This is a genomic window from Pseudomonas sp. GGS8, from assembly GCF_024168645.1.
GTDB lineage: Bacteria > Pseudomonadota > Gammaproteobacteria > Pseudomonadales > Pseudomonadaceae > Aquipseudomonas.
Map to the genome: position 1 here is coordinate 3519461 of NZ_JALJWF010000001.1, position 14978 is coordinate 3534438.

General features: G+C 58.3%; 16 protein-coding genes. 6 read left to right on the forward strand and 10 right to left on the reverse strand.

The annotated features are described in order from the left end of the window. Window positions 1-439: 439 nt before the first annotated feature. From J3D54_RS15925 to J3D54_RS15940, 4 genes are all read right to left on the reverse strand, one after another. A complete protein-coding gene (locus J3D54_RS15925; RefSeq protein ID WP_253419882.1) occupies window positions 440-1699 on the reverse strand; it encodes an IS256 family transposase in 1260 nt (419 codons plus the stop codon). Window positions 1700-1837: 138 nt separating this feature from the next. Then, a complete protein-coding gene (locus tag J3D54_RS15930; RefSeq protein ID WP_253419885.1) occupies window positions 1838-2113 on the reverse strand; it encodes a hypothetical protein in 276 nt (91 codons plus the stop codon). Window positions 2114-2217: 104 nt separating this feature from the next. Beyond that, the gene (locus J3D54_RS15935) at window positions 2218-2490 is read right to left on the reverse strand and encodes a hypothetical protein (RefSeq protein WP_253419888.1); all 273 of its coding nucleotides are present in this window, start codon (window positions 2488-2490) and stop codon (window positions 2218-2220) included. Between the two features lie 508 nt (window positions 2491-2998). Beyond that, complete coding sequence (locus J3D54_RS15940) at window positions 2999-3733, reverse strand: thioredoxin family protein (RefSeq protein ID WP_253419891.1); 735 nt, start codon at window positions 3731-3733, stop codon at window positions 2999-3001. Window positions 3734-3933: 200 nt separating this feature from the next. Here J3D54_RS15940 and J3D54_RS15945 point away from each other — a divergent pair, with 200 nt between their 5' ends. Beyond that, on the forward strand, window positions 3934-4326 hold the full coding sequence (locus J3D54_RS15945) for a transcriptional regulator (protein ID WP_253419894.1): 393 nt from the start codon (window positions 3934-3936) through the stop codon (window positions 4324-4326). A gap of 18 nt (window positions 4327-4344) precedes the next feature. On the opposite strand, the gene J3D54_RS15950 is transcribed toward J3D54_RS15945, so the two are convergent. From J3D54_RS15950 to J3D54_RS15960, 3 genes are all read right to left on the reverse strand, one after another. Continuing rightward, window positions 4345-5214, reverse strand: coding sequence for a DUF6279 family lipoprotein (locus J3D54_RS15950; RefSeq protein WP_253419897.1), 870 nt, complete (start codon window positions 5212-5214; stop codon window positions 4345-4347). 77 nt (window positions 5215-5291) lie between these two features. Further along, window positions 5292-6008: a TorF family putative porin gene (locus J3D54_RS15955; protein WP_253419899.1), complete on the reverse strand. Its 717-nt coding sequence runs from the start codon at window positions 6006-6008 to the stop codon at window positions 5292-5294. 209 nt (window positions 6009-6217) lie between these two features. Next, complete coding sequence (locus tag J3D54_RS15960) at window positions 6218-6406, reverse strand: hypothetical protein (RefSeq protein WP_017337097.1); 189 nt, start codon at window positions 6404-6406, stop codon at window positions 6218-6220. Window positions 6407-6757: 351 nt separating this feature from the next. Between J3D54_RS15960 and J3D54_RS15965 the strand changes: the two genes are divergently transcribed. The 3 genes from J3D54_RS15965 (at window position 6758) to J3D54_RS15975 (ending at window position 10532) form a co-directional block, all read left to right on the forward strand. Beyond that, window positions 6758-7594, forward strand: a complete 837-nt coding sequence (locus J3D54_RS15965; RefSeq protein ID WP_253419902.1) for a S1 RNA-binding domain-containing protein — start codon at window positions 6758-6760, stop codon at window positions 7592-7594. 394 nt (window positions 7595-7988) lie between these two features. Further along, a complete protein-coding gene (locus J3D54_RS15970) occupies window positions 7989-9434 on the forward strand; it encodes an NCS1 family nucleobase:cation symporter-1 (RefSeq protein ID WP_253419905.1) in 1446 nt (481 codons plus the stop codon). A gap of 165 nt (window positions 9435-9599) precedes the next feature. Then, window positions 9600-10532, forward strand: coding sequence for a DMT family transporter (locus tag J3D54_RS15975; RefSeq protein ID WP_253419908.1), 933 nt, complete (start codon window positions 9600-9602; stop codon window positions 10530-10532). On the opposite strand, the gene J3D54_RS15980 is transcribed toward J3D54_RS15975, so the two are convergent. Next, a complete protein-coding gene (locus J3D54_RS15980) occupies window positions 10468-11658 on the reverse strand; it encodes an MFS transporter (RefSeq protein WP_253419911.1) in 1191 nt (396 codons plus the stop codon). The genes J3D54_RS15975 and J3D54_RS15980 overlap by 65 nt on opposite strands. A gap of 104 nt (window positions 11659-11762) precedes the next feature. On the opposite strand from J3D54_RS15980, the gene J3D54_RS15985 reads away from it, so the two are divergent. Both J3D54_RS15985 and J3D54_RS30335 read left to right on the forward strand, forming a co-directional pair. Next, window positions 11763-12656, forward strand: a complete 894-nt coding sequence (locus J3D54_RS15985; protein WP_253419914.1) for a LysR family transcriptional regulator — start codon at window positions 11763-11765, stop codon at window positions 12654-12656. 140 nt (window positions 12657-12796) lie between these two features. Continuing rightward, window positions 12797-12925, forward strand: coding sequence for a PA1414 family protein (locus J3D54_RS30335; protein WP_007914492.1), 129 nt, complete (start codon window positions 12797-12799; stop codon window positions 12923-12925). A gap of 186 nt (window positions 12926-13111) precedes the next feature. Here J3D54_RS30335 and J3D54_RS15990 read toward each other — a convergent pair whose 3' ends face one another. Together J3D54_RS15990 and J3D54_RS15995 are read right to left on the reverse strand one after the other, a co-directional pair. Continuing rightward, on the reverse strand, window positions 13112-13363 hold the full coding sequence (locus tag J3D54_RS15990; protein WP_253419917.1) for an acyl carrier protein: 252 nt from the start codon (window positions 13361-13363) through the stop codon (window positions 13112-13114). Between the two features lie 215 nt (window positions 13364-13578). After that, window positions 13579-14958 (reverse strand): sodium:solute symporter, encoded by a 1380-nt coding sequence (locus J3D54_RS15995; protein WP_253419919.1) that lies wholly within the window; start codon window positions 14956-14958, stop codon window positions 13579-13581. Between the last annotated feature and the right edge of the window lie 20 nt (window positions 14959-14978).

The following is a 14978-nucleotide window of genomic DNA, read 5'->3' on the forward strand; positions in this document are numbered from 1 at the left end:
TTCTCAAATAGATCCACGAGGAGGAGCCTGTAGTGTGGGAGTTAATTGGAGGAAAGAGACGTAGGGTGCAAAAAAATGTATCGACTAATCCAAGTGAGGCGTTTTTTGTCTGGCCAAATAGATGGAGTTGGTGACACAGATATAGCCCAGCAGATTGCGGAGCAACAAGGAGGGACTACCCTAGAAGCATTAGCGCTGACTCAGGAAGATCGTTGAAACGATCAAAGCCAACCGAGTGGCAGAACAGAGGGCCATAGCCTTGAAAGCTACCTAGGTCAACGATTTCTCGGGAGATATACGGGGACAGACCACATTTTTAAACGTGGTCTGTCCCCGATTTCTGGCGCCTTTGAAACGCCGCAAGCCGGAAGCGCCGGCGAGAGTGTCAGATTTTTTGTGTGCGGGCCGGTAGCGGCCTGCCGTCAGGCAGGCCTTAGTTTTACCAGGTCGGCCTGATAAATCGATCTCCGTACAGGATCGCAAATTGATTCATCGCACTCTTCCAGTCATGGGCCGGCTTGCCCCAGTTCGCGGTGATGTTGCGTAAGCCCAGCCAGATCAACTTCGTCGCAGCATCGTCAGTTGGGAAGTGACCTCGGGTCTTGATGATCTTACGCAACTGAGCGTTGATACTCTCGATGGCGTTCGTTGTGTAGATCACTTTTCGTATGGCCGGGGGAAACACAAAGAATGGGATGACTCGATCCCAAGCGCGTTTCCAGGCCGCTACAACCGTTGGATATTGCTTACCCCAAGGACCCACTTCAAAGGCTAACAGCGCTTGTTCAGCAGCATCGGCATTAAGCGCTTGATAGACCGGCTTCAACGCTTTGGCCAGCTCGCGGCGTTTGTCCCACGCTGCGTAATCAAGGCTGCTGCGGATCAGGTGAACAATACAGGTCTGCAAAGTCGCTTCGGGGAACACGGCGCTAAGGGCCTCCGGCATGCCTTTGAGGCCGTCAGTTACCGCAATCAACACATCTTCGACACCTCGGGTTTTCAGGTCGTTGAAGACCTTCATCCAAAACTTGGCGCCTTCAGTTGTTTCAATCCAAATGCCCAGGATATCTCGGGTGCCGTCCGGCAAGACACCTAACGCCAAGTAGATAGCTTTGTTGCGCACCAAGCCTTCGTCGCGGATTTTGACTCGCAGCGCATCGAAGAAAATCACCGGGTACATCGGCTCAAGCGGTCGTTGTTGCCAGGCAGTGACCTCTTCCAAAACGGCATCGGTGACCGAGCTGATGAAGTCGTGAGATACGTCTGTTCCGTACTGCTCCGAGAGAAACGCGCGGATCTCGCGAACTGTCATGCCACGGGCATACATCGCAATGATCTTGTCGTCGAAACCTGTAAAACGGCGCTCGTGCTTGGGGATCAGGATCGGGGCAAAGCTTCCATCACGGTCTCTGGGAATGTCCAGACGCAGCGGGCCATCATCGGTCAACACCGTTTTGCCACTCTTGCCGTTGCGCTGGTTACTCGACTCCTCAGGGCGCTCCGCGCCCTGAGGATAGCCAAGATGATGGCCCAGCTCGGCACCAAGGGCTCGCTCAATGAGCGCCTTTTTGAACGCCATGGACGCATCCTGAATGGCTTCGGCACTCATCGGGCCGCTGACGAACTGGTCGATCAGCTCTTTTGGAATAGATGGAAGGTCACGGGAGGCCTCCGAGGCCGGTTTCTTTTTGGTCGGCATACATGCTCCTTTTCAACATGTTATGCCCGAACACAAAATTTCTGACAGTCCCGCGCCGGCGGCTGAATAAAGCGCCATAGCGATCCAATAAAAACCCGGACAGTGTCCGGGGTTTTTTTCGTCAGAAGATCTTGCCATCTAACCCCCGGCTTTGTTCTTCGCCGATTCCAACTCCTTCAAACGCTGATCGATCAACTGGCACTTGTCCGGCAAATCCTTGCTAGCCGTCTCCAGGTCCATCTTCTGCAACTCGTCATTGATCTCCTTGGCCTTGCCCGGGTTCTGCTCAGTGATCTTGGCGACTTCCTTGGCCAGTTGTTCGCGCTTGGCAGTGGCTTCCTCGGGAGGGCAGGCCCAGACGGGGAGGGCGCAGGCGAGGGTGGCGGCGAGGGTGATTTTTAGCAGGGTTTTCATGGAGACAGACCTCGGTCCCGGTGAAGGCGGGTTGTCCGGTTGAGGGTTGAAGGGCAGAAAAAGTTCAGTAACAGGAAGGGCGACCAAAGGTCGCCCGCTTTCATTCACTCCGCAACCTGCGCCCGCAGCCGTCTGCCAATGACATCCATCAAATCACAGCCATCGCGTAACGGAATGGCCAGCAGTTTGGAGAAGTCGGAAAGCACCACCGTGTCGCAACCGATCTCGGCGCGAAAGGCGATGTTTTCCAGCACTTGGGTGACGGTGCGAATGCGGTAGTCGGCCATGGCTTGCAGGACGTCGAGTGGAGCTTGGGTGTCGATGAGCAGGGAGGCCGGGATCAGGTCGATTCCGGTGAGGGGCATGTATCGATTCATTTGAAGATCTCTGTTTGATTGGCTAATGCCGTCACTCAGTCGTCGCCAAACGAGAGGGTGGCAGCTGTACGCAGGTTGGCGAACCGGTACAGAGAAACCGGCAGATCCGAAGATCTCCCGCGCACAGCCGCCATAAATAGCGGCTTTGCGGGTGCGTTGGCGCCTGCAATTAAGCTGATAGCCTTCGCATTCTCTATAATCAGGTCGCCAAACCTGAATCGCCATTTGGGCGACGGGCGGACTATAAGCTTCATCGTTCCAGCGGTGCAAGGCGCCTGATTCCGAGGTTGTTGTAGGGCATTTGCCAGGTGACAGTCAGGCAAACGGATGCAACCTACAGAACACCACATAACCTTGTGGGAGCGAGCTTGCTCGCGATAGCGGAGTGTCAGTCATCGTCAATGTTGAATGCCAGTCAGTCATCGCGGGCAAGCCCGCTCCCACAGGGTATTTGTGGTGTTCACGGATGTTGTGTTCAACCCGAGCCAATGCCCGCGATGGTTGCGGTCTACCCCCCATGACAGCAACTAGCCGGCGCCTTGTTCTCATACCGATCGTGATGCCTCACCCAATCCATGATCTCCTCTTCGTTACGGCCCTTGGGCGTTAGGTCGAGATAGTTGTAGGCCCCGACCAGCAGATCCAGGCCTCGTGCATAAGTCGAATAGGTATGGAAAATCTCCCCCGCTTCATTGCGATAAAACACGCTGAGCCCTGGGAGTTCTTCCTCTGCACCGTCGGTTTTTTCGTAGTTGTAGGTAGCTTTTCCGGCGGCGACGTCTTCGGCCCGGGCGCAGACGCCGAAGTCGTAGTTGAAGTCGCAGCCTTCGGACGAGACCCAGTCGAATTTCCAGCCCATGCGCTGTTTGAACGGTTGGAATTCGGCGAACGGTGCGTGGGAGACCGCGACCACGGCGACGTCGTGGTGGGCCAGGTGTTGGTTGGCGCCGTCGATGTGGTCGGAGAGGAACGAGCAGCCTGGGCAGCCTTCGTCCCAGCCGGCGGCGAACATGAAGTGATAGACGATCAACTGGCTGCGGCCGCCGAACAGGTCGGTCAGGCTCAGTTCGCCGTTGGGGCCCTGAAAGCGGTAGGGTTTGTCGATTTTTACCCAGGGCAGGGCGCGGCGTTCGGCGCTGAGTTTGTCTCGTTCTTTGGTGAAGGCTTTTTCGTGGGCCAGGTGTTGTTTGCGGGCGGCGAGCCATTCTTCCCGGGATACGACCGGATGAGTCTGAATGTTCATGGTGATTTCTCCTGCTTGCTGTGGCGAAAGTCGATCCGCGCAGAGGGGTAAACCGTCTTACACAGCCTAGTCGTTTGGCCTGGGTTCAAATCGACAGGCCGCCGGTCGGTTGGGGGAAAGACCTCGGCTGAACGGCTGCACTCCCTGTCGGTCACAACCTAAGAAGGCCATTTCACTCTAGGGCTTGGAGGTTGATCAGGATGACGACTTATAACTGGGATTTGATCGAGCATTTACTGCACGAAGTGCAGAACAGTGCTGGCCGCAGTTTCACTCCACGGCCTTATGCCGAGCAGTATGCGGCGGCGAAAGCCTCCGCGGGCGAGCCGTTCGAGAATCTGGATCGCCTGAAAACGGTGGCCGGTGAGTACGAAAAAATACTGCTGTTGCGGGGGTATATCGAGCCTCGGCCGGAGGATCAGGGTGGCAATGGCGAGAATTACATTTTGACACCCCGGGGCTCGAGTTTGTTGAGCCTGATCGACAGCAGCATCCCGGGAGATGAGCATCCGCGCCAGGTGCTGGATGAGCAGGAAGATGCGCTGGATGAATTGACGTTTGATGAAGTGGCGTCGAAGGCTCAGATTGCGTGAAGCTTGCAACTTTAGAACCTATCCTCGTTGCGCCGCTTTCAGGCATTTCAAATCAGTGAAATCCTTGCGCATGTCTTCAATCTTTTGCAGCAACCGCTGACGCTGAAACGGCGTGCTCTCGGCCATCAAGTCCACTAGCAACGCCCGAGCCTGGGCTTCAGTGTTGGCGTAGGCCACACGGTAAGCGGGGGTCCATAAACTCTCGCGATCAACCAGAAGCGTCTCGATTTGCTGTGGGAATTGCGGACTCTGACGTTGCGCGACCGCCGCGCTGAATTGCTGTTGCCAATGGACGCGGTTGGCAATCCATTCTTTGTTCTGATCCCCCAGGGCGCTCGACCAGGCCATCACCCGTTGCTGTTGGGTTGGGCTGAGTGGTCCGAGCCAGGCATTCAGGCGTTTTTCCATGCGCTTGCTTCGCTCTTTGATCTGTTGCTCGAGAGGTGGCTTGAGGTATTCCTCTTGGCGTTTGCGCAGGTCCTTGGCGAAAGCGTCGTTCATTTCCGCGACTTGCTTGTCATCCAGCCCTTGCAACAGTTCGATGGCCGAAGGGGTGATTTCCCGGGCGGTTTCGGCGATGGCTTGTTTGGCTTCTTGGGTACGGGCTTGCAGCTCGGCGTCGGTGATCTGGTTGGTCTGGATCATGGTCTGTAACCGATTCAGCCAGTCGAGGTAGCCGGGTAGTTGCGTGGTGCAGTGCCAGCGCAGGTGTTCGTTGAGCCGCTCGTTCAACCAGTCTTTTTGCTGGCGGTTCATGTCCAGGTAGTCGCTGAGCGTCCAGGGAATGATCACGTCGAGGTTGCGGTAAGCCAGGCCCACGCGGGTGCATGCGGCGACGGTGAGGCTGAGCGTGAGGATGACGGTGATCTGTTTCAACCAATGCGACATGGCAAGCCCTTGCGAAGACCTGGTTTTTTATTGGGTTCTTTTATGTGAACGCAGAACGAACCCGGCAGTTCAGCCGATTAATAGAAGGTGCGTACAGCCTTGAGGGTGACCAGGCCGTCGCATTCGCTATTGTGGCCGGAATAGGCGGAGCAATCGCTGCCGCTCAGGTTTGAGTCACTGTAGATCAAGTCCAGGTCGATACCCATGAATGGCCGGGACAATTTCACCGACCAATCGGTAAAACTGCCTACATATCCACCGTCAACAGATACCGGTGTATTGAGCTGGTGGGTGGTGCACTTCAGGCTGACCCCGATGCCGAACGGCTGATTGCCGCTGAGGTCGGCGAACAGGGTGCTGTTCTGTTTGTCCGGGTCGTTGCTGAAGGCAGCGCCGAAGCGGCTGCCCAGTAAGGTCAGGCCGCCGAAAAGCTCTTGGCTGTCGAGGGTATCCACTTTGGGATAGCTGTAATGGATCATGCCCACTTCGTAGCCGAGGGATTGATCGAAGGGCTGTTTAAAGCCCATGTAGGAATCGACTTCAAGGTTGCTCGAAGGGCTCAGCCCCATGCTGGGGGACCATTGGCCCACATAAAAGCCACTGTCGTGGCTCAGGTCGAGGCCACCGTGGAACGAGCCGGTCGTCGAAGGTTTGACCAACCCTTGGGCCATGCTGCGGCTGGGGGTGGTGGCGAGTTTGAGATCGAAGTCGCCCAATTCGCGCTGGAAGACTTGCGCATGGGCGACCGAACACCCCAACAGGCTGGCGAGCAGGAGAAAAGGGGGCTTGAGCATGCGTCACTCCATGAGCTGCGAGGAGCAGGTTGTGAAAACCTGCTGAAACGCTTGATCCAGACACGTGCAAGCATACCGGCGAATGTTCGGCATCGAGGGCCGTTCGTCGATTGTTGAACTATTGATTTGTCTTATGGGGTGTTGCTGGAGGGTTCCAGTCCAAGCGCTTCGAAGCTCAAAGCGCTTAGGGACCAGTTAACGCAGGGGAATTACTTTTTGCCCAGCGTGATCTGCTTGGACGGGCCGAACGTCTGGCCGCTGACGCCTTTGGCAATTTGCTGGATCTCGCCGCCGGACTTGAGGAACGCAGCGATCTGATTGTTGATCGATTCGCTGGTTTCAACGGCTGGAGCTGGCTTTGCTTTGCTGTTGGATGCTTTTACACGCATGGCGGCCATTAACCTGTAGAAATTAACTTGGCCAGGCATCGTACAGGAAATACTTGACAATTGCTTGGTAAATATCCTCCCGAAATACACACGGCAGGTGCGCGAATAATCGCAAGTTATTATTTGGAATAGTCCCCTAAGCTGCTGTTTTAACTAAAAACCTCATCGGAGAAATAGTGCTTTTCGGATCGGCTGGCCACCGTCCAGACCACCCGAACGGCCTGACGAGCGGCCAAACACGCCCGCCAAACCCAGGGAAATTAGGGCCTTGCGCGGATTTTCTCGCGCCACCGGGCCGGGCCGCCGAACGCCGCCCGCAAAACCGGGTAGAATGCCGCCCACGCAATGAGGGTATTGAACATGGCTTTAGTCGGGCGCTACAACAGTTTGCAAGTGGTTAAACACACTAACTTCGGTTTATATCTGGACGGTGGCGCGGACGGCGAAATCCTTCTGCCTAATCGTTATATTCCCAAAGATATTCCCAGCGAAGATGAAGACTGGCTCAACGTTTTTATTTATCTGGACAGCGATGACAAACTTATCGCCACCACTGAAAAACCGAAAGTTCAGGTCGGTGAATTCGCCAGTTTGAAAGTCGTTGAAGTCAACAGCATCGGCGTGTTCCTGGATTGGGGGTTGCCGAAGGATCTGCTGCTGCCGTATTCCGAAGAAAAGCGCCAGATGACCGCCGGCGAGTATGTCGTGGTGCACGTCTACCTCGACAAACACACGCGGCGCATCACCGCGACGGCGCGTCTGGACCGTTATCTGGACAAGACTCCGGCCAACTACACTCCGGGCCAGGAAGTTGATTTGCTGGTGGCCGAAGCGACCGATATGGGCTTCAAGGCAATCATCAACAACAAGCACTGGGGCCTGATCCACAAGAACGAAATTTTCAAGTTCATGCGCGCCGGTAAAGAAGAGAAGGGCTTTATCAAAGAAGTCCGTGCCGACGGCAAGATCAGCCTGAGCCTGCAACCGGTGGGCGAAGCCGCCGCCACCAGTCTGAACTCGAAGATTCTCGCCAAGTTGCGCGACAACAACGGTACCCTGCCAGTCAGTGACAAGAGCGATCCGACGCTGATCAGCAGTATGTTCGGCGTCAGCAAGGGCAACTTCAAAAAGGCCATCGGTGTGTTGTACAAGAACGGCCAGATCGTCATTCACGCTGATCGTATCGAACTCAGCTGACTTTACGCCGATTCCAAGGAGCTGCCGCAGGCTGCGGTCAAAAAAGATCGCAGCCTACGGTAGCCGTCGGGCGCAAAATCCAGGGCTCACCATGAGTCTCATGTGGGAGCGAGCCGGCTCGCGATCGACTGCGCAGCAGTCATCCATCTCTTTGTATACACAATACCCTGCACCGTTTGCAGGCGCGGACGCCCTGTTCATGGGCATTATCACCCCCTTTACGTCCTGAAGGCTGTGCTCTGAATAGGGTTGAAAGCCAGATTTGTCACACCTTTAGATCGTATGGCACGCATTCTGCGTAGCAACTCGTATACAAACCATGCCAGCTCCCGTACGCAGTGTGGTCGCCACATCAATCTCGGGGGCCGCGCCTGTACTTTCGAGGAGCCCCGCGATGCCCGAACAATTGCCCAATGGCTACAGCCCACGCCTGTATAACCAGGACCTGGGGCCACTGCCGCAGACATGGAATTGGTACAACATCTTCGCCTTCTGGATGAGCGACGTGCACAGCGTCGGCGGCTATGTGTTCGCCGCCAGCCTGTTTGCGCTTGGGCTGGCCAGTTGGCAGGTGTTGATTGCCTTGCTCGGCGGGATTTGCATCGTGCAGTTGATCGCCAATCTGGTGGCCAAGCCGAGTCAGCAAGCCGCGGTGCCTTACCCGGTGATCTGCCGACTGGCGTTCGGGGTGTTCGGGGCGAATATTCCTGCGGTTATCCGCGGCTTGATCGCGGTGGCCTGGTACGGGATTCAGACGTACCTGGCGTCCAGTGCACTCATCATCGTGGTGTTGCGGTTTTTTCCTGCGATGGCGGCCTACGCCGAACCGCACTTTGCCGGTTTGTCCTACCTCGGCTGGTTCGGTTTCCTCAGCCTGTGGTTCGTCCAGGCGCTGGTGTTCTGGACCGGCATGGAGTCGATCCGCCGCTTCATCGACTGGGCCGGCCCCGTGGTGTATGGCGTGATGTTCCTGCTCGCCGGCTGGATCGTCTGGCAGGCCGGCTGGAGCAACATCAGCTTCACTCTCGCGGAAAAGTCACTGTCTGGCTGGGAAGCCTTCGGCCAGGTGATCGTGGCAACGGCGTTGGTGGTGTCGTACTTTTCCGGTCCGACCCTGAACTTCGGCGATTTCAGTCGCTACTGCCGCAGCATGAACGACGTGCGTCGCGGCAATTTCTGGGGGCTGCCGGTAAACTTTCTGGCGTTCTCGCTGGTGACCGTGGTGATCGTTTCCGGCACCTTGCCAGTGTTCGGTGAAATGCTTCACGATCCGATCGCCACCGTGGCGCGCATCGACAACAGCGTGGCGGTACTGCTCGGCGCCTTTGCCTTCGTCACCGCGACCATCGGCATCAACATCGTCGCCAACTTCGTGTCCCCGGCGTTCGACTTCGCCAACGTCGCCCCGAGCAAAATCAGTTGGCGTGCGGGTGGCATGATCGCCGCCGTGGCATCGATCTTCATCACCCCGTGGAACCTGTTCAACAACCCCGAAGTGATTCACTACACCCTCGACGTGCTGGCGGCGTTCATCGGCCCGCTGTTCGGGATTCTGCTGGTGGACTACTACCTGATCAAAAAGCAGCAGATCGACGTCGATGCGCTGTTCAATGACGGCCCGAGTGGGCGTTATTACTACAGCGGCGGGATTAACTGGACGGCGGTCAAGGCATTGATTCCTGCCACCCTGATGGGTGTTGCGATCACTTTCATCCCAGTGTTACAGCCGATGGCCAACTTCGCCTGGTTCACCGGTTGCTTCCTCGGCGGTGTCCTGTACTTCGTACTGGTCAGGCGCGAGCAGGCACAGCAATCGGCGGCGCTGGTTATCGCGGGATGACGCAAGCGGCGATTTAAAGGTCTTTTGCAGGCACCTTTTTCTGTCCAACTGGTTAATAATCGACAGCATAATTTTTCGCCCCGGCGCCCTCTGTTCAGCAGGAGGGCCGGGGCTTTGCTTTTACTGTCGAGCCACTGCCATGAATGGTGTTATCGAGGTGTTCCGGTGAGCGCCACCCGGCGTAGCGCCGATGGGTTTGCCCTGCAAGTGATGGTCGGGCTGTGCCTGATCTGGGGTGTGCAGCAGGTGATGATCAAATGGGCCGCGCCCGACATCGCACCGGTCATGCAGGCGGCGGGGCGCTCAGGTATTTCCGCGTTGCTCGTAGGATTGTTGATTTGCTGGAAGGGCGGTTGGGATCAGGTCGGCGCTACCTGGCGTGGCGGTTTGCTGGCCGGCGCGCTGTTTGGCCTGGAGTTTTTCTTCATTGCCGAAGGTCTGCAACTGACCACAGCGGCGCACATGTCGGTGTTTCTCTACACCGCGCCGATCTTTACCGCGTTGGGCGTGCATTGGCTGCTGCCGAGCGAGCGCTTAAGGCCGGTGCAGTGGCTGGGGATTTTTCTCGCCTTCGTCGGCATTGCCATTGCGTTTGCCGGTGGCGTGTCCTGGGACAACCTCGACCACCGCATGTTGATGGGCGATGCCCTGGGCGTGCTGGCCGGCGCATCATGGGGCGCGACCACCGTAGTGGTGCGTGCCTCGCGCCTGTCGGAAGCGCCGGTGACCCTGACGCTGTTTTATCAACTGATCGTTGGCTTCGTCGGTCTGCTACTGATCGCGATCCTCAGCGGCCAGGTCACCCATGTCAGCCTGACTCCCGTGGCGGTGGCCAGTGTGCTGTTTCAGGGTTTGGTGGTGTCATTCTTCAGTTACCTGACCTGGTTCTGGCTGCTGCGCCGTTATCTGGCGGCGAACCTGGCGGTGTTTTCGTTCATGACGCCGTTGTTCGGCGTCACGTTCGGCGTGGTGCTGCTGGGCGAAGAGCTGAGTCTGAACTTTGTGATTGGTGCGGTGCTGGTTCTGCTCGGGATCACTTTTGTGAGCGCAGAGCAGTGGGTGCGCCGTCGTTTGCGCAAAGCACTTGGGCAACCCTGACCGGGCGCAGCAACAGGCCTGCGGCAATGATAAAACCGCTACCGGCGATCACCAGCGCCGGTTGCAAGCCACCGCTGAAATGGCTGCTCAGCGCCGCCAACAATGGCCCGCTGAGCTGACCCACGGCGAAGCACGCGGTCAGCAGCCCGGCGTTACGCTGGGTGGCGTGGGGCGCCAGTTCCCGGGAGCGCTGCATCACCAGTTGCATGCAGGCCAGGAACGGCCCGCCACACAGGATCACCCCCAGCGCCAGGCCGGCACCGCTGCCCAACAGGCAAGCAAATACGCCGATGGCTTGCAGCCACAGCGTAGCCATCAGCCAGTGCCGAGTCGCGTTCGGGGAGTGCCGACGCAGGCTCACCAACACGACCCCGGTCGCCGCTGCCAGGCCAAAACACGGCCAGAACAGATCGGCTTGCCATTGCCCATGGAACTGCGCGCTGGCCATTTGTGAGAGGAAAGTGGCCGGGATGATGTAGCCCAAACCGTACAAACCGTAGATCACCGGTAAACGTCCGACGCCTTGGGCACCCGGCGTGGCGACAGGCGATGTCAGCGTTGAAGGGGCGGCCGGCTGCGGCAGGAACGGCAGAATCGCCAGCAGCATCGCCAGCCCGACAGCGGCATACACCAGCCACAAGGTTGCGGACGTCTGCCCCAGCAGGTTCGAGCCCAAGGCCAACAACCCTGTCAGAAAAATCCCCAGACCCGGTCCGGCAAATACCAGCGCGCCGAGCCGTGGACGACCGGCCGCCGCTGCCAGTGGTTGGCTCAACGCGGTAATCATCACCAGCACCCAGGCGCTGGCCACGCCCGTGCCGAAGCGCAGCGCCAGATGCGACCAGAACCCGGTGGCCCAGAACGAGGCCAGGGTCAGCAGCACACACAACCACAAACCACCGAGCAACCGCCCGCGAACCTGATCGGGGCGACGGGCGAACATCGCATCCACCGCGCCGACGAAGTAGCCGAGGTAGTTGGCGGCGGCAATCAGACCGGCGGCGGTCAGGTCGATCTGGCCTTCACTGAGCAAGTGCGGCAGTTGCGGTGTCAGGGCGAAGCGCCCGATGCCCATGGCCATCATCAATGCAATAAAGCTGGCGGTTAAGCGAATCAGAGGGGACATGGTCTGAGTTCCGTTTCGAGGATCAATGACCGTCAGGCTAGGACTGATTGACTTTCTTTAAAAATGAATAATAGTGAGAAACTTGTTCTGATTTGGAGAATGGCGTGGAATTCAGCCAATTGCGGATTTTCCAGGCAGTGGCGCAGGAGGGCTCCATCACCCGAGCCGCTGAACGCCTGCATCGCGTGCCCTCCAACCTGTCGACCCGGCTTAAGCAGCTCGAAGAGCAACTCGGTGTCGAATTGTTCGTACGCGAGCGTCAGCGTTTGCAGTTGTCGCCTGCGGGAAAAGTCCTGCTGGACTACACCGCCAAGCTGTTCGCCTTGCACGACGAAGCCCACGCGGCGGTGCAGGGCGGGCAACCGGCCGGGGATTTCGTACTGGGCACCATGTACAGCACCGCCGCAATTCACTTGCCAGAGCTGTTGGCGCGCTATCACCGCCGCTACCCGGCGGTGAACCTGCAAGTGCAGTCGGGCCCCAGCGGTGAACTGCTCGAAGGGGTGCTCACCGGGCGCCTCGATGCGGCGCTGGTGGACGGTCCGTTGGAACTGGCCGGGCTCGACGGCGTGCCGTTGTGCGACGAACGGTTGGTGTTGATCAGCGAGGCCGATCATCCGCCGGTGCACAGTGCGCTGGATGTCGAAGGGCGTTCGGTGTTCACGTTCCGCCAAGGCTGTTCCTATCGGATGCGCCTGGAAGCCTGGTTCGCCCATGATCACGCGGCCATGGGCCGAGCCATGGAGATCGAGTCTTATCCGGGGATGCTCGCTTGCGTGATTGCCGGCTCCGGCGTAGCGCTGATGTCGGAGTCGATGCTCGCCAGCCTGCCGGGGCGCGAAAGCGTGGCGGTGCACCCGTTGGTCGAGCCGTTCGCCAGCGCGACCACCTGGCTGATGTGGCGCAAAGGCATGGTCGGGGCCAACCTGAATGCGTGGATCGAGCAGCAGCAGGCGGTGTATCCGTCGACAACGGTCCAGGCCCAGGCAATTTCTTGAACCAACGTCCAAGGATTTGGATCAATTCAGTAACAGATCATTGCGATCTTGGACGAGCATTGCGTAGGACTTCGGACTATTATCAGTGCGAAGGGGCTACAGAACTTCGGCCGCTCGGCACGACCCTGAAGGGGGGCATCATGAAAGAGAAAATCCAAAACTGGCTGCATGACCTGGGTGTCGCACTCGGTTTGATTGAACCGCCTCTGCAACCCGTGCCTATTCGCACTGACGACGAACAACGTCGACGCCAGCAGCGCCGCCGGTAAGTCTGGCAAATCACCTGTGGCGAGGGAGCTTGCTCCCGCTGGGGCGCGCAGCGGCCCCATTCATCGCCACTCAGGTGGGTCAGGTTGAGCGCGAGTGCAGCTTGCGATTGCTGCGCAATCGAGCGGGAGCAAGCTCCCTCGCCGCAGAGGTTCATTCGGCCCATCGGATGTATTTAGCAATCCGTTTCAATACCGCCCGATCTCAATCAAAAACCGGCTCAAATCATTCGCCGTCCTGGCGGTCTTGAGCATCCGGTCTTCTTCGGCGCTGAACGCCGTCAATCCCAGTTGATCCTCCAGACGGAAGATCAGCTCTTCGATATCTTCCTTATCCAATCCCAACTGCACCAAGTTGGTGTTGTCGTCGAAGTCATCCTGATTTTCCAGCAGGCGGCGAATGTGATGATGCACGGCGGCACGAACGGCGGCTCTTGTCATGAGGTCCTTCTTCGAGAGCGTTGTGAGGTCCCTGAAGCTGAGTACAGCAGGCTTCAGGCGTGTTGGCGTTGCCACTCGTCAATCATCGAGCGCAGAACCTCGAACCACTGATTGCGAGAAACAATCTTCATCAAAGGTTTTCTCTGGACGAAAAAAACGGGTGTGGCAACCGACGCCACACCCGCCGAAGAAAGCATCAAGTCGTTGTAGGAAGTTTAGGCGGCGCTCGCCACCGGAGCCGGGCGACGGGACAGCAGGCTGACCACCACGAAACTCACCAGGCCCACGCCGAGGCTGTAGTAGATCGGGGTGTTGGCGTCCATACCGTCCTTGATCATGAACAACAGTGCAGTGGCAAAGCCCAGGCCCATGCTGGCGATAGCGCCGGCGGTGGTTGCGCGTTTCCAGAAGATCGCGCCGATCAGCGGGATCAGCATGCCGCCTACCAACAGGTTGTAAGCCAGGGTCAGCGCGCTGATCACGTCGTTGACCACCAGCGCGATACCCAGCACCACGAAACCGGTCAGCAGGGTGAACAGGCGGTTGATGCCCAGGCTCGACGGCTTACCGCCGCGCAGTTTCGGCAGCAGGTCTTCGGTCAGCGTGGTGGACGCGGCGAGCAGGCCGGCGCTGGCGGTGGACATCATGGCGGCCAGGGCCGCAGCGATCACCAGGCCACGAATACCGTCCGGCAGCGACAGTTTGACGATGGCGGCGAAGGCGTTGTTGACGTTGTCCAGGTTCGGGATCAGCACGTGAGCCGCCATGCCGATCAGCGCGCATGCCAGGCCGTAGAGGATGCAGTAGATGCCCGCAAAGGTACCGGCGTATTGCGCGACTTTGGCGGTCTTGACGGTGAACACCCGTTGCCAGATGTCTTGGCCGATCAGGATCCCGAAGAAGTAGATCATGAAGTAGGTGATGATGGTGTCCCAGCCGATGGTGGTGAAGCTGAAGGCGGCTGCCGGCAGTTTCATTACCAACTCATCCCAACCGCCGACGCGGTAAAGGCAGATCGGCAGCAGGATGAACATCAGACCCACGGTCTTGATCACGAACTGGACGATGTCGGTCAGGGTCAGCGACCACATGCCGCCGATGGCCGAGTAGACCACCACCACGCCACCGCCGAGCAGTACCGAAATCCAGAACGGCAGGCCGAACAGCACTTGCAGCACGGTGCCGATCGCCAGGATCGAGGTCACGCCGATCATCAGCGCGTACGCCAGCATGATCGCCGCGCTCGCCGAGCGAGCCATCGGGTTGTAGCGTTTTTCCAGCACCTGGGTGACGGTGAAGATTTTCAGCTTCAGCAGCGGTTTGGCGAGGAACAGGTTCAGCGCGACGATCCCGCAACCCAGCGCGGCGCACAGCCAGAAACCGGAAATGCCGTGGACGTAGCCCAGGCGTACGGTGCCGACGGTGGACGCGCCACCCAGCACGGTCGCGGCCATGGTGCCCATGTACAGAGTCGGGCCGAGGTTACGACCGGCGACCAGGTAGTCTTCGTTGGTCTTGGCCTTGCGCATGCCGAAGTAGCCGAGCACCAGCATCGCGGCGGCGTATATGAGAACGACGAATAAATCCAAAGCCATGATGGCGTGTCTCCGATTGT